Annotated in this window: 12 protein-coding genes; 7 read left to right on the top strand and 5 right to left on the bottom strand. The window is 55.0% G+C overall.

What is annotated here, in order from left to right:
* A partial coding sequence (locus PHD76_11985; GenBank protein ID MDD5262555.1) for a hypothetical protein occupies nucleotides 1–414 on the bottom strand: 414 nt, incomplete at its 3' end.
* Between the two features lie 135 nt (nucleotides 415–549).
* Here PHD76_11985 and metF point away from each other — a divergent pair.
* The 7 genes from metF (at nucleotide 550) to folB (ending at nucleotide 5,643) form a co-directional block, all read left to right on the top strand.
* Nucleotides 550–1,428 (top strand): methylenetetrahydrofolate reductase [NAD(P)H], encoded by an 879-nt coding sequence (gene metF / locus PHD76_11980; protein MDD5262554.1) that lies wholly within the window; start codon nucleotides 550–552, stop codon nucleotides 1,426–1,428.
* 7 nt (nucleotides 1,429–1,435) lie between these two features.
* On the top strand, nucleotides 1,436–2,476 hold the full coding sequence (locus PHD76_11975; GenBank protein MDD5262553.1) for a TIGR00730 family Rossman fold protein: 1,041 nt from the start codon (nucleotides 1,436–1,438) through the stop codon (nucleotides 2,474–2,476).
* 136 nt (nucleotides 2,477–2,612) lie between these two features.
* Complete coding sequence (locus tag PHD76_11970) at nucleotides 2,613–3,062, top strand: L,D-transpeptidase (protein ID MDD5262552.1); 450 nt, start codon at nucleotides 2,613–2,615, stop codon at nucleotides 3,060–3,062.
* Nucleotides 3,063–3,346: 284 nt separating this feature from the next.
* Entirely contained in the window at nucleotides 3,347–4,396 is a 1,050-nt protein-coding gene (locus PHD76_11965) for an HAD hydrolase-like protein (protein ID MDD5262551.1), read from the top strand.
* Nucleotides 4,397–4,585: 189 nt separating this feature from the next.
* Complete coding sequence (locus tag PHD76_11960) at nucleotides 4,586–4,792, top strand: hypothetical protein (protein ID MDD5262550.1); 207 nt, start codon at nucleotides 4,586–4,588, stop codon at nucleotides 4,790–4,792.
* Nucleotides 4,793–4,811: 19 nt separating this feature from the next.
* Nucleotides 4,812–5,261, top strand: a complete 450-nt coding sequence (locus tag PHD76_11955) for a hypothetical protein (protein MDD5262549.1) — start codon at nucleotides 4,812–4,814, stop codon at nucleotides 5,259–5,261.
* A 13-nt stretch (nucleotides 5,262–5,274) separates the two neighbouring features.
* Nucleotides 5,275–5,643 (top strand): dihydroneopterin aldolase, encoded by a 369-nt coding sequence (gene folB / locus PHD76_11950; GenBank protein MDD5262548.1) that lies wholly within the window; start codon nucleotides 5,275–5,277, stop codon nucleotides 5,641–5,643.
* Nucleotides 5,644–5,663: 20 nt separating this feature from the next.
* Here the strand turns inward: folB and PHD76_11945 are convergent, their stop codons facing one another.
* From PHD76_11945 to PHD76_11930, 4 genes are all read right to left on the bottom strand, one after another.
* The gene (locus PHD76_11945) at nucleotides 5,664–7,070 is read right to left on the bottom strand and encodes an O-antigen ligase family protein (protein MDD5262547.1); all 1,407 of its coding nucleotides are present in this window, start codon (nucleotides 7,068–7,070) and stop codon (nucleotides 5,664–5,666) included.
* 44 nt (nucleotides 7,071–7,114) lie between these two features.
* Nucleotides 7,115–8,326: a transglutaminase-like domain-containing protein gene (locus tag PHD76_11940; protein MDD5262546.1), complete on the bottom strand. Its 1,212-nt coding sequence runs from the start codon at nucleotides 8,324–8,326 to the stop codon at nucleotides 7,115–7,117.
* Entirely contained in the window at nucleotides 8,323–9,495 is a 1,173-nt protein-coding gene (locus PHD76_11935; GenBank protein MDD5262545.1) for a transglutaminase-like domain-containing protein, read from the bottom strand. Before PHD76_11935 ends, PHD76_11940 begins: the two co-directional genes overlap by 4 nt.
* A gap of 516 nt (nucleotides 9,496–10,011) precedes the next feature.
* Nucleotides 10,012–13,512 (bottom strand): hypothetical protein, encoded by a 3,501-nt coding sequence (locus tag PHD76_11930; GenBank protein MDD5262544.1) that lies wholly within the window; start codon nucleotides 13,510–13,512, stop codon nucleotides 10,012–10,014.
* Nucleotides 13,513–13,664: the final 152 nt, after the last annotated feature.

Here is a 13,664-nt window from a genome sequence, read left to right as displayed (position 1 = left end):
GACAATGGCCTGACTGTCCAAGGTTCCCGACAGCGATTCAAACAGATTGGCGCCGCCGAAAACCGCAAAACTGAAACCGGTCCGGGGTTCTTTGCGCAAGCCCACAGTACTGGCAAATTCCGGTCCCTTGCTCCCACGCGGTACCGGGGGAGTACTTGCAGGGGCCTGATTTTGCTGTTGTACATCACGGGATTTTGATGAAGAAGTGGTTTTGTTTTGTTGTACCGCTCCTGAGTCGGAACCGCCGGTCATATCAGATGTGGAAGTAGTTGAAGTATCAGCCGGGGGTGGAGGAAGAGGGCGTGGAGCCGGGGGAAGCACGACCTGGTCTGCCGTTTCGGCATGTAGCGTCATGCTCAAAGCAGCACAGGCGACAAGCCCGAAAACGCCTATCCGTAGGGAAGGAAGGTGCATAGTGATGCCTTTTTATGTAAAGTACTCTAAAAAGTCAACCATCAAAGTACCCCCTTGGGAATAAGCCTATCCTATGCTATCCAAGGCTTAAAACTGTAATGGGCAAATACCCGTTAACGATGCTAAAGTAATCCCATGTTGATCCGAGACATCCTGGACATCAAACACCCGGCTTTCAGCTTCGAGTTTTTTCCGCCCAAAACGGATGCCGATGGAGAGAGCCTCTTTCATACCATCACCGACCTGATTCCGCTTCAACCCGCCTCGGTCAGCGTAACATACGGAGCAGGAGGTACAACCCGCGACCGGACCCATCAACTCGTCGTCCGGCTCGCCCGCGAAACCAATCTGAACCCCGTCGCCCACCTCACCTGCGTCGGCTCCAGCCGGGACGAAATCCGCTCCATCCTGGATCGTTACAACGAAAATGGCATCCACAACATCCTCGCACTACGCGGAGATCCGCCGCGGGGACAAACCCAGTGGCAGGAAACATCCGGCGGGTTTCGCTATGCCGCCGAACTGGTTGCCTTCATCAAAAAAAATTTTCCGCACTTTGGAATCGGCGTCGCGGGATTTCCCGAGGGCCACCCTGCCACCCCCAACCGCTTGAAGGAAATCGACTACCTGAAGGCCAAGGTTGAGGCGGGAGCCGATTACATCGTGACGCAGCTTTTTTTCGACAACCGTGATTTTTATGATTTCGTCGAACGCTGCCATCTGGCGGGCATCCGTGTCCCCATCATAGCGGGCATCATGCCTATCACAACCCGGTCCGGCATGATCCGCATGGCCGAGCTTGCCGCGGGCACCCGCTTTCCCGCCTCGCTTTTGAAAATCATGGCCCGTTGCGCCGACGACCCCTCCGTGGAAAAAGCCGGCATTCACTGGGCCACGGAACAGGTGCGCGACCTGATCGACCACAACGTCCGCGGGATCCATTTTTACACGCTGAACCGGGCGCTCGCGACGCGGAAAATTTACGAGACCCTCAGCATGCATTCCCTCGCCTGACAAGTCCATGAACCATAAAAAACAGCCCTACACCACGGGCAAGCCCAAGCTGGAGACCAAGATCGACGAACTCCTGAAACTGGCCGACGTCCACGCGGATTACGATAAAATCCGGGAAATGATCGTGACCGTTCTGAAATTCAACGAGGACGAACCCCACCCTGCCGATATTTTCCTGCTCAACCGCGCATTCAAGGAAATGCGTTACGCCAACAGGGTTTTCCAACCCTATCGCGGGGTGAAAAAAGTCTGCATCTTCGGTTCGGCGCGCACCCAGCCCGACGAAGCGGCCTACAAAACCGCCCACGCCTTCGGCCACATGATGATGGAAAGCGGATACATGGTCATCACCGGCGGCGGGGACGGCATCATGGGCGCCGCCCAGTCGGGCGCCGGACGTGACCGGAGCTTCGCCCTCAACATCCGCCTCCCATTCGAACAAAAAGCTAACAATACAATAGCCGGGGATTCGAAGCTCATCAACTTCCACTACTTCTTCACCCGCAAGCTGAACTTTGCCAAAAATTCCGATGCCGTCGCGCTTTTCCCGGGCGGCTTCGGCACCATGGATGAAGGCTTCGAAATCATCACCCTGTTGCAAACCGGCAAGATGCCGCTCATTCCGATCCTCATGGTCGATGCGCCCAAGGGCAATTTCTGGCGCACCTTCGAGCATTATCTGCGCGAACACCTCCTTGGCGACGGCATGATCTCGGAAAGCGATTTCAATCTTTTCAAAATCACCGACGACCTGGTCGCGGCCCAGAAGGAAATCCTGAACTTTTATTACAACTTCCACTCCTACCGTTATGTCGGCGACGAATTGGTCATCCGCACCCAGCGTGAAATTCCCCCGGCTGCGCTCAAGCGCCTGGTCGATGATTTTTCCGATATTCTGGAGGACAAGGATTCCCTGCGCGTCTGCTCCTTTCTGCCGGAGGAAATCAATGAGCCGGAGATTGCGCACCTGCCCCGGCTTTGCCTGAAGTTCGACCGCAAATCCAACGGCCGCCTGCGGCAACTCATCGACCGCATCAACCAATTTTAGCAACATTTGCCACAAAAGAGCGCAAAGATCTCATAGAATTAGAAGCGAAATTCTTGAAACTTTTGAGTTCTATGTGTTCTTTTGCGGCCAACCTGTGCTGGCTTTCCTTGGTGTCTTCGTGGTTCAGTATCTACTTATGAACTTTGTCGTTTCCACTCAAAACCAAACCCTGACTGTCCTGGACGGCGACCGGGAGCTTTGGTCCGCTCCAGTTTCCACCTCAAAGCACGGACTGGGTGAGGAGTCCGGCAGCTACAGAACTCCGCGTGGCAGACTTCAAGTTTGCGAAAAGATCGGGGACGGCGCGGCTCCGGGCACGGTTTTCAAGGGGCGCCAACCCACCGGCGCAATCTGGACGCCGGGCCAAGTCACGGACGAAGATCTGATCCTGACCCGGATCCTCTGGCTGGAAGGGCTTGACCCGGGAAATCAAAACACGCGGGAGCGCACCATTTATTTCCATGGCACAAACCACGAGGAACTCATCGGGCAACCCGCCAGCCTCGGCTGCATCCGCCTGCGCAACAATGACATCCTCCGGCTCTACGATCTCGCCGAAATCGGCACCCAAGTCTTGATACAATAACCACAAATCCTAACCACCCAGTCTCCGAGAAATACCAAACACATTTTGAACCACGGATTGACGCCGATGAAAATCGTTTTTAGTTTCACGTTTGTGGTTCCTTGTTGCTGATTATATAAACCTTGAAAAATCTTATCTTCCTTCGTGCAGTCGCATGAAACCTTGTATTTTAATCCGTGTTCATCTGTGTCCATCCGTGGTTCAACGCGTCTTTCTTTTGCGCCTTGGCGTCTTGTGCCCCTTGCGTTAAATTTTAATCCGCATTATCCGTGGTTCAAAAAATTATGCCTGTGCTTAAAAACATCATCTTCGACTGGTCCGGCACGCTGGCGGACGACTTCCAACCCGTCCTGGAAGCCACCAACGAAATCTTCCGCCAATACGGCAAGCCCGCGTTCACACCCGAGGATTTCCGCGAAAAATTCTTCCTGCCCTTCCCAGACTTTTACAAAAAATATCTGCCCGAAGCCACGATGGTCCAGCTCGACCATTATTACCACAGCTCCTTCAAGCTCTTGCAGGAAAAGATCCCGCTGCTGCCCTATGCGCGCGAGACGCTGGATTATTGCCGCTCCCTCGGCATGAAAATCTTTCTCCTGAGCACGATTCATCCCGAGCATTACGAGGTGCAGGCACAGCGACTCGGCGTGAAGGAATATTTCACGAAAGCCTATGTGCAGGCCGTCGATAAACGCAAAACCATCCACAGCCTTTTGGCCGAACATGACCTGGACCCGCGCGAAACCCTTTTCGTGGGCGACATGCAGCACGACATCGAAACGGCCAAACATGGCGGGCTTCAAAGCTGTGCGGTGCTGACCGGCTATGATTCACTGCCCAAGCTGCAGGCTTCCGAACCCGACTTGATCTTCAAGGATTTGCTGGGCCTGAAAAATTACATCGAACATCACCGCAGCGAACCGGCTTACCTCCCGGTAGCGACGGTCGGCGCACTCATCCGCAATCCCGCCGGGAAATTGCTCATGATCCGCACCTACAAATGGAGCAACCTCTGGGGCATCCCCGGTGGCAAGATCAAGACCGGCGAAAAAAGCCTCGACGCCATCGTCCGCGAAGTACGGGAGGAAACCGGGCTCGAGCTGGGCAACATTCGATTTGTCATGGTGCAGGATTGCATTGGCTCCACCGAGTTTTACAAGCCCGCCCATTTTCTTTTGTTGAACTACGTCGCCGACACGGATTCGCAGGCGGTCACGCTGAATGACGAGGCCGACGAATACCGTTGGGTGGATCACGACGAAGCGCTGCAAATGCCCATCAACACCCCGACGCGGATTTTGCTCGAAGCGGTTCGCGAGCACATCTGCAAATAAATTCCAACCACGGATAACACGGATTAAAATTTAACGCAAAGGACACAAGACGCAGCCATCCCCCTGACAAGGGGGAAGTGAAGGGGGTTGGTTTTGGCCACAGAGAACGCAGAGGATGCGGAGGAAGGCCAAGGGAAATTGCATCTTGCAGGCTTGTAAGATCAGGAAGCTCAGGTTTAGTATTATTTGATGGATCAAGACCTGCCATTGACGGCCATTCCGGACCGGATCGAACCTTGGGGCCCCGACTCCAAGGCTGCCGCAGACTATGGAATTGATCTAAGCCTGATCCTCAGCAATCTCGAGCTTTCACCGGAGGAACGCCTCATTCGGAACGATTTGGCACTCAATGCCATGCAGGCACTCGGCGCCCCTTCTCTCGATGAGCAGTCTTAACGGCTTACTTCAGATCCTGATGCAACATGAGGTCCGCTTTGTTCTGGTGGGAGGCTATGCCGCGCGGGTTCATGGCAGCCCAATGGTAACCGAGGATGTGGATATCTGCCTGGATTTTTCACCCGGCAACCTTTTACATTTGAAGAATGCCTTGAACGGACTGAACCCTGTCCACCGCCTCACGCCAGGAAAACTCCCCGTCGTTCTCAATCCCGAAAACTGTGTTGGATTGAAAAATCTCTATATCCAAACTTCCCTCGGCCATCTGGACTGTTTGAGTGAAGTTCTGTCGGTTGGGGATTATAACGAATGCGAGAAACGTTCAATAACCCGGGACTTGTCCGGTAAACCCTGCAAAATATTGTCACTGGATGCGTTAATCACGGCAAAAGCCGCCCTCAGCCGCCCGCGCGATCGTGAAAACGTCCTTCATTTGAAAGCCATCCGCGAAAAGCTCCAACAAAACTAACATCCCACTTCTCATGTCCGACACCATCATCATCGAAGGGTTGCAGGTTTTCACGCGGATCGGCGTGCCTGAAGACGAGCGGGCCAATGCGCAGAAGCTGGAAATTTCCATTACTTTTCCATTGGCCAATTTGAAAAAAGCCGCCCGCCTGGATGACATCGGGCTGACTGTGGATTATTTTCAAGTCGCGCAACTGGCGAAGTCCGTGGCCCACGAACGTCCGCGCAAACTGATCGAAACATTGGCCGAAGACCTGGCCGCGGCGATCTTGCGGCAGTTTGCGGTCAAATGGGTCGGGATCGAAATCCGCAAATTCATCCTGCCCGACGCCCGTCACGTGAGCGTACGCATCAAACGCAAAGGGGAAAAGCCGGGAACTTAAAACATGGATTTACAGGAATGTCACTTCCCTGCCTTCCGCAAGAGATGGATCACCCTGTCCCAGGCCACGTCCACACGCTCCGAAACCAGGGGCAGCATTTCGACTTCGGTTTTTTCACGCAGATCGGGCCTCAGCGCCAGATCCCGCCACCATTCGATATTTCCCCGGGCTCCGGACTCCGGCAGCATTAGAATCGCATATTTTGCCATGCCTAACAATTCAAGTGCGCGTTCCTCGGAAACATTCCCCGGACAAAGCAACACCAAGAGACCTACACCCACCGGATTGACATGAGAAACCTGGCCTCCCATCACCAGAACCCTCGCATCCGCCGGTATCGCACCATCCTGCCCGATGCTCCCGACATTCAGAAATAATCCCGTATCCGAACACAGCTTCCTCAGCGGCCTGCCACTGGCGTCGCCCAAAATACGCTCATCCGCCCAAACCCACAGCTTGTTCGGAGAAGCAGAGCCGCGCGGCTTGAGCAAAACCTGGCCGCGGCGCGAATCAAAGCCACGGCACAGGGAATCCTTGGAGTTAAAATAACAACCGGCGCTCCACAAAAATATAATCAGAACAAACGAGAAGCCCAAGCCTTGCAACGCGCAAACGCCTGTCGAAATCCGGCCCGCCGATCTTATACTCGGAAATATCAAATACGCCAGGCATCCCAGAGGCGCAATCCATAACAACGGCTCCTCCATGGTAGTGCTGAAAAATCCGGCAAACGCGAACGCCAGCAACGCCGCGCGGCAGGCAACCCAAGTGGCAAAACCTGCCCTACCGCCCTCCTGTGACTGCCCGCTCCGCGCGGGCCGCGTCCACAAAACCAGGAAAAACACGCCCGCAAAAATCAGGCCCGACAAAAAAATTCCCCCTTCGACGGCAAAAGTCAGGTAGCTGTTGACCAGGGTGCGATACCCCGCCCCGATTTCCAGCGGTTGATACCATTGCATGTATTCATACCCTGAATTTCCCCAACCGACCCCCAAAGGCCTGTCTGCCAGCATTTGCAGCCCTCCCTTCCATAGCAACAGGCGGTTGCCAGTCGAAGCGTCCGCTGCTTTTTCCAAACTGCGCGATCCCAGGCCCGACGCAAAAAGCAGCGACATGGCAATCCCGGCAATCCACCAGACAGACCAACCCCACCTGCCCCGATACATCCAGCCGATATAGGCAAAAGCCGAGACACCCGCCACCAACCCGCCCCGCGAATAGGTTTTGAACAGGAACCAACATGCGGATTCCAAACCCACAAAGGCCAGGCACAGCAGCAAAACTCGCCACCCTCGGATTGAAACCCGGAAAGACAAAACTAGCCACAACCAAAAAAGCGGCAGCACGGTGGCGATGAAAGCGCCAGCCTTGTTCGGGTTGTCAAACCCAAACGACCATCTTAAGGCTTCGTTATAATAATAAAACACAGGAATCCGTGCGGGTTATATTCAAACGCGGTATGGCATCCGGTTCACCAATCCTTGACCGGATCCGTTGGCGGCAGCGTCTCGGGGTCCCACTCGAAAAAGGCGGGTTTTTTATCCGCAATCTGAAATTGCGCCTCGCCCTTTTCGAAATCCATCACATACCATCCCGTTTGACCCGCATTCAATTGCATTTGCTTCAGGGTCCCCACAGATTTTATGTCACCCGCCACAATTACATACTTCCCGGGACCCACGCCTGCTGCGGAATTATCCGGCTCGGGGTTGTAAATGTCCCTGCCCATCAACGGTTGCAACCGCCCCCTGCACCACAACATGAGCGTGCAATTGAAAGGTTCCTTGTCCAGGGGTTTTGGACTCATCCAAATAGACGTCACAGATGTATATGCGCATGTGATGTTGGCCGGACGCTGCGGATTTGCCAGCACATAGCCGAACCGTCCCGCAAATTCTTTCTTTAACCAATCCCTGTGCATGCCGGCTTTTATTTTTGGAATCCCCTGCACGGAGGCGTCCAAGGCATCAAGCGCCAACGACGGCGCCCACGGCGCCCATCCGTCGCGCGTCCGATACTCGGCCCAGACTTTTCCACCGTCCTCATCCGCAAGCACTGGCGCATAGACGATCCTCGCGGCAATACCCGCCGACCTTAAAGCCGCCACTGCCAAAATCGCGGCGTCGATTTCATTTCCACATCCGCCTCTCAGGGTCGTCAACGGGTCCAAATCGCCTTTTAGATTCAGCGGATACGAGCGTAGTTTTCCGTAAAGTTTTATTTTTCCCGACACCCAATCGAATATCCTCGCCGCAGCGGCAGCGGGATCCTTTTCATCGCCAAGCACCGGATCGAGTTCGGTTTTAAACCGGCCGCGCCATCCCGCATGCGAAGACAACTCCTCCCGGATCCGGAAGGAAAGAACATAACTGCAAAACGCTTCATCGGGCATGTCCGTATAAAATCGCGTCCGCACGCTTTCCGCCAGCCGGAGATGTTCCATGAATATGGAGGATGGCACTGTCGCCCGGTCCAGCCGTCCCATGCTTTGCGCGAGAAAACGAACATGCTGTTCCGGCATGGATTGCAGCGCCTCGGCGCCGAGTTCCGACCTGACTTTGTCCAGATAGGCCTGCGACTCGGTTTGCGCCGTTGAATCCATATATTGGGCTTCCAGTTCCGCATGAGGAACAAGCCACACCGCCAGCCCTAACAATATTAATTTTGGAGGATTTATGTTCATCCCGCCGCGGCTCCCGTGACTGGATTTTTCTTCTTTTTCTTATCGTCCTTCTCCTTTTGCTTTTTTGTTTCAGCGTCTTTTTTCTGCTGCTCTTCCAGCATTTTTTTGGAAACAAATTCCACGGTCAAATCCGGGCCCGCCGGTGAATCCATCAGGGTCACGGATGTGTCCTGCCCCGGCTTTACTTCCGCCAAGGCGCAGGCCGTGGCTTTTCCCAGCGATGCCGTCACCAGATAAGGATAGCGTCCGGCTGTTGGCGCCAGATTCACTTCGTGCATTTTGTCCGTCGAACCCAATGCCACCGGGCGCCAGGCCGAATTGCTCCAGACATAAACCGCATAGTTTGCGGCCTTGCCTGATCCCGCGTTCATGAATGCCAATTGCAGCTTGCCGGTTGCTTGATAGGCACAATCAGCCGGAACTGCGCCACCCCAGGCCTCCCGCCCAATCGGATCGGCTTCATTGCCATAGGCGGCTAACGCATAGGCCGCCGCAAACGCTGTATTCCCTGATCTGGGCAGGGTCTGATTCACCGCCATAAAGCCGTCGGGATCTGCGTTGGCACCTTCAATGGAACACCACGTCTTCGATTCCGTGTCCCAATACTCCACCCAGTAATGATACGACCCCCACATCGTCCACCAGGGCGGGCCCGTATGCCGGACCGGAATGCCCGCCGAGCGCAAGAGCGCGGTGAACAATAGATTGATTTCAAAGCAGCGTCCGATTTTGATTTGCTGAAGCAGTTGCCTCGGCGTTTGATCGCGATTTTCCGAGACCTCAAATCGCACCCGGCCTCCCGGCACGTCTTGCCACAGCCATTTGTGGATGAGCAAAACCGCTTCCTTGCTGCTTTTCGCCTCCTTCACCAAAGGCGCCAGCATCTCGTAAAACTCCGGGCGCCAATCGTCCAGGTCCTCATCGGCTATCCGATACGGCAACACCCAGTTCCGCCAAAGTTCATCCGGGATCTCCCTGCCCCACGGCATTTCTTCACGCGCCTTCCGCGCATACGCAATGTCGTCCTTCAAATGCTCCGCCGTAATATTAACAAGATCATATTGTCGGGCGCCGCGAATCAGCAGTTCCATCTCCTGGCCCGGCGTTTCCTTCAACGCCTGTTCAAGCTGCGGACGGTTTTCTCCTGACCGCTTTAACGCTTCATCCAATGTCAACAACTCCGCCTCAGCCCTGGACAGCAGGAAACAAAAGCTAACGAGACCGGCAAGGAGGAATCCCCTGTATCTCCGGGAGCGCGGGCATCCTGCCCGCACCGCTGCGCATCTTGCGCAGCGGATGTTTTTTCCATTCGCATCGGTATCTGTAAAAAATTGACCCCAACTCTGAAGGAGTCGTGGTGGGGTGGCACGGGCGATAGGAGGATGGAACCCATTCAGGGTTCGGGATGATTTTTTGATTTTACCCAGGGTAGTCCCGCAAGCGGCCCAACCCTGGGCTGAAAGACGAAACGGCGTTGCCGTTTTAGCTAACATTCTATCTTTCAACATCCTGCCCGATATGTTCATTAGGAGGCTCAATCCCCTCTATCAAAAGGGGCAGAAATGTCGCCGTAGCGACCGCTTCGGGGTGTGTGGCCTTCTGAGCCGTGGCGATCCATGTGCTCTGGATTGCCGCGTCGTCCGGCTTCTGCCGTCCTCCTCGCAATGACGCTGTCGCGTGTATTCTCACTGCGGCACATGGATCGGCTCCGGCTTGGAAACATCCGCCTCCGTCTTTTTCGGCAACCCAAACGAGCTCAGATCCTGTTCCCTCACCCCCAGCGGCGTCACTTCCCCCAGAGTCGTTCCCAACAAATCATTGATGTAATACTTGATCTCGCCCGGCTTCCCAATGACCGATGACGCCACGACCGCGCCGCCGTTGGCATGCGGCTCAATGACATACACCTCGTTGTTACGCCGCAGCAATCCCAATCCGTCCCAGACATAGCGCTCCGCAACTTGCATGCGGATTTGGTCAAGGCTCGGCGCCAATGGCTGTTCCTCGCCCGCTCCAAACCAATATTTCATCCGGCCCCAGAACGACTCCAAACCCGACGATTTCAACGCCGCCGCCTGCTCTGCTCCGCCGGCGGATGGCAACAAACCTTTTACGGCCAAATGGCCGTCCGGATAATAATCAAACCCAAGACGCCGCGACCCTTGCGGGTCGGTGGTAAAACTTACGGGCTGCAAAAGATTCGCGGATGCAGTGGACGGCGCCGATGCCTGCAATGCCTGCCCCTGCGCGGGACTTGGATCAGGCTGACTGGGAATTGCCCCTTTTTCCAAGGCAATCACTTTATCCAGCCAGCCATAAAGCGACCTGGCAGACTCCGTGCCCGTACCGGTTCCCGTCATTCTCCCGGCGGCATCATAGGCATAATTAAATGTTCTCCCGCCCGAAGTCGAACTGACAAGCTGATTCGCGGCATTGTACGACAGCGCAGTGGCTGTGCCATCCACAGTTTTTTCTATGATGTTTCCGGCCTTGTCATACGTGTACGATTCCAAAACCTGCCCTTGCTTATACCCTCCATCCCCGGTCACCTTCACCAGTCGTCCCGCCGGATCATACTCATACGCCATCGCGCGATTGTCCCAACGCCTCCGGACTAGTTGCCCTGCGGCATCCCACTCGAGCAGATACAAAAGCGGTGTTTTGAGCGGCCCGCCGGAAATTTCCTCTTTTACCAACATGCCCGCCGCATTGTAGGCGTAAGCCGCCCGCATCCCGTTCCCATACTCCCTCAAAAGCAGGCGGTCATTGGCGTCAAAACTGTTTTTAATCACGCTTTTCCCATCCGACCGGATCTCCAACAGGCGCCCTTTCGAATCATACACATACTCGGTTTGCTGGAGCAGTTTGTAATTCGGCTTTCCAACGGTTTTGTCATTCAAAACAGCCTCGCACAGCGTGACTGCCGTTTTCTGACCGCGCCAATTGTAGCTCGTACGGATCACCTGCTCAGGAGCTGCGAGCGTCGGCGCGGCAGTCCCTCCAATTGCTTCCTGATAATTGGCGCGCAGATCGGTCATGCGAAGCGCACTGGCCCGGCCCTGGACATCGTAAAACCGCTCCACCCGGAACGTCGGCGTACGCTCCATCGCCAGTCGTCCACGCTCATCATACGAATACGCCACCTGCTGTCCGGGCGCGCCATAATCCAAAAGCGCCAGTCGGTGTTTATTGTCATACACATAGCGGATCTTTTGCACCCCGTTGGCGCGCTCCACCGGTAGTCCGCGCTCGTCATAGGTCCAAGTCAAAACCTGCCCCAGCGCGTTGGCCTGGCGGACCAGCTTCCCATGGCTGTCATAACCAAACGTGATCTTGTTTCCGTCGCCGTCGATCTGCGCTGTGCGCCGCCCCTGCGCGTCATATTCAAACCGCGTTGCGCTGCCGTCCGGCAATATTTCCGCCACCTGGTTCCCCTTGGCGTCCCATTCCAACTTCTTCTTCCGCTTCAACCCATCAACCTGCTCCACAACATGGCCGTCCCTGTCATAACTGTACGACGCCACAACCACGCCCTTCTGCTTGACTTCATGCACATGCCCCTGCGCATCGTAGGAATATTCTGTCGCCATTCCGTCCGGCATTGTTTGCTTCGACACTCTCCCCAAATTGTCATATTCCACCTGGATGCGCCTCGGTTGCGCTAACGCATCCTTGGGATCGGCCACAGACAACTCCGTGGGCCGCCCAAAGGCATCATACGTGAACTTCAGCGCTGGACCGTCCGGCGGAATCACCTGCGCCACTTCGCCCAAGGCGGAATATACAATGCGGGTCGTTTTGCCTGACTCGTCCGTCCTGGCCAACACCCGGCCCTTTTCATCATATTCAACTTCCTGCCGGACCTCGGCTGTCTTGCGGTCGGTCCCCTGCGAAACCCTGACAGGCTTGGGATCAAAGCCCGCCATGCTCAATGTCTTGCCGCCAACCTTCAGCTTGGCATTGGCGCTTTTCCTCGTGACGCCAGGATCATAATCGTAATACGTTGAAATCCCGTTCGCATCGATGCTTTGCGCCAGCCAGCCGGTCTTGGGGTCATAGATGTTTTCGAGAATCGTCACGCCAGCCTGCTCGATCCGCCACAGTTTCCCGTTGAAAGGCTTCCCCGGCGCGCGATAAAAATAGGTTTTGAACGCCTGCCCATAGGAATTCACCGCCGTTTCCACAGCTTCTTCCGGATTCACGATCATCGACTGCTTCAATCCGTTATTATCTTCCATCGTAACTTCGGAATAGCCCCGGGGTCGCCTGAATTTTGAGGAAAACCTGCCCTTCGGCCGGTCATTGTACGTGTAGGAATAAGTTCCGTCGTCCATCAGCCGCCAATTAGCCGGGATTTTTTTGTCGTCCTCCGAATTGAGCGAATGGTGCAGGACATCCGGGGGGAAATATTTGGAGACAAACTTCTTGGGCTTGTCCACTTTGGCCAACTGACCTGCCGGGTTCCGCTTCCATTCCTGAATTTCAACCAGCACCCCAATATCGGTATAAGCAAAGTCCAAGCGCTTGCTCGAAGGCTGTTCCCACGACAAGAGAAGCCCGTCCCGCCGCGATTCATACACGAAATGATGCGCCTGCCCCTGAACATCGAAATCTGTACAGCGATGGTATTGATCGCAAATCAACGCGATCAGCGTAATATAATCCCCTCCAGCGCCAGAAGAGGCGGTCGAAGACCGGGGTGTGTTCGGGCTCGCCCCTTCCAGTCGTACTTCAACCAGGTCCTTGTTCTTGTAGATAAAATCCAGGGAGCGGCCTGTGGGCGAATCCAGCAATTGCAAGCGCCCGCTTTTATAAAAATAACACCAGCCCGCCGCGTTGTAGATCACCACCTCATCACGGTCTGTGATGGCCTGCCACTGATGCGAAAAGTCCGACCATGTCTTCGTTTTGCCATTGAAGCGAAAGCGTAGCTTTTCGCCCTGGGTCGTGTACCAGTCGAACGTATTCGTGTCCGTGAAATCCACGGAAGAGTCCAGGGCCAGGCACTGAAAGTTGGCGAAGAGAGAGTCGTTCGGGTTCTTGTTGTTGTAAACAAGCCTGAACGACAGAGGGAAGCCCTGCGCGTTCGGTTCCGGACGAATGGACTCCTGCAACTGCCAGCTCAGATCGCCCTGCACCAGGCCCAGTTCCCGGGCTTGGGCGACGCTAAAGCTACAGCAGAACAAAACAAAGATGAAACGGAAAATGCACATTATTCCAGCAAGTCGTTATGTCTTATGATTGTCTTTACACAGGATGATATGCTTCACTCATTGTCAGCAAGCATTGAGCACCAAGACTGGTTTGACAGCAATCGAGAAGCTGCTCGGAACCGCGC

This window comes from Candidatus Methylacidiphilales bacterium (assembly GCA_028713655.1).
GTDB lineage: Bacteria > Verrucomicrobiota > Verrucomicrobiia > Methylacidiphilales > JAAUTS01 > JAQTNW01.
Note: the sequence above shows the minus strand (reverse complement) of the source record. Positions and strands in the feature narration are given on the sequence as shown.

Excerpts from the sequence above, each read along its gene's own strand:
- metF (MDD5262554.1), top strand. The coding sequence starts at position 550 with ATGTTGATCCGAGACATCCTGGACATCAAACACCCGGCTTTCAGCTTC.
- PHD76_11955 (MDD5262549.1), top strand. The coding sequence starts at position 4,812 with ATGCAACATGAGGTCCGCTTTGTTCTGGTGGGAGGCTATGCCGCGCGG.
- PHD76_11965 (MDD5262551.1), top strand. The coding sequence starts at position 3,347 with ATGCCTGTGCTTAAAAACATCATCTTCGACTGGTCCGGCACGCTGGCG.
- PHD76_11975 (MDD5262553.1), top strand. The coding sequence starts at position 1,436 with ATGAACCATAAAAAACAGCCCTACACCACGGGCAAGCCCAAGCTGGAG.
- PHD76_11970 (MDD5262552.1), top strand. The coding sequence starts at position 2,613 with ATGAACTTTGTCGTTTCCACTCAAAACCAAACCCTGACTGTCCTGGAC.
- PHD76_11940 (MDD5262546.1), bottom strand. The coding sequence starts at position 8,326 with ATGAACATAAATCCTCCAAAATTAATATTGTTAGGGCTGGCGGTGTGG.
- folB (MDD5262548.1), top strand. The coding sequence starts at position 5,275 with ATGTCCGACACCATCATCATCGAAGGGTTGCAGGTTTTCACGCGGATC.
- PHD76_11960 (MDD5262550.1), top strand. The coding sequence starts at position 4,586 with ATGGATCAAGACCTGCCATTGACGGCCATTCCGGACCGGATCGAACCT.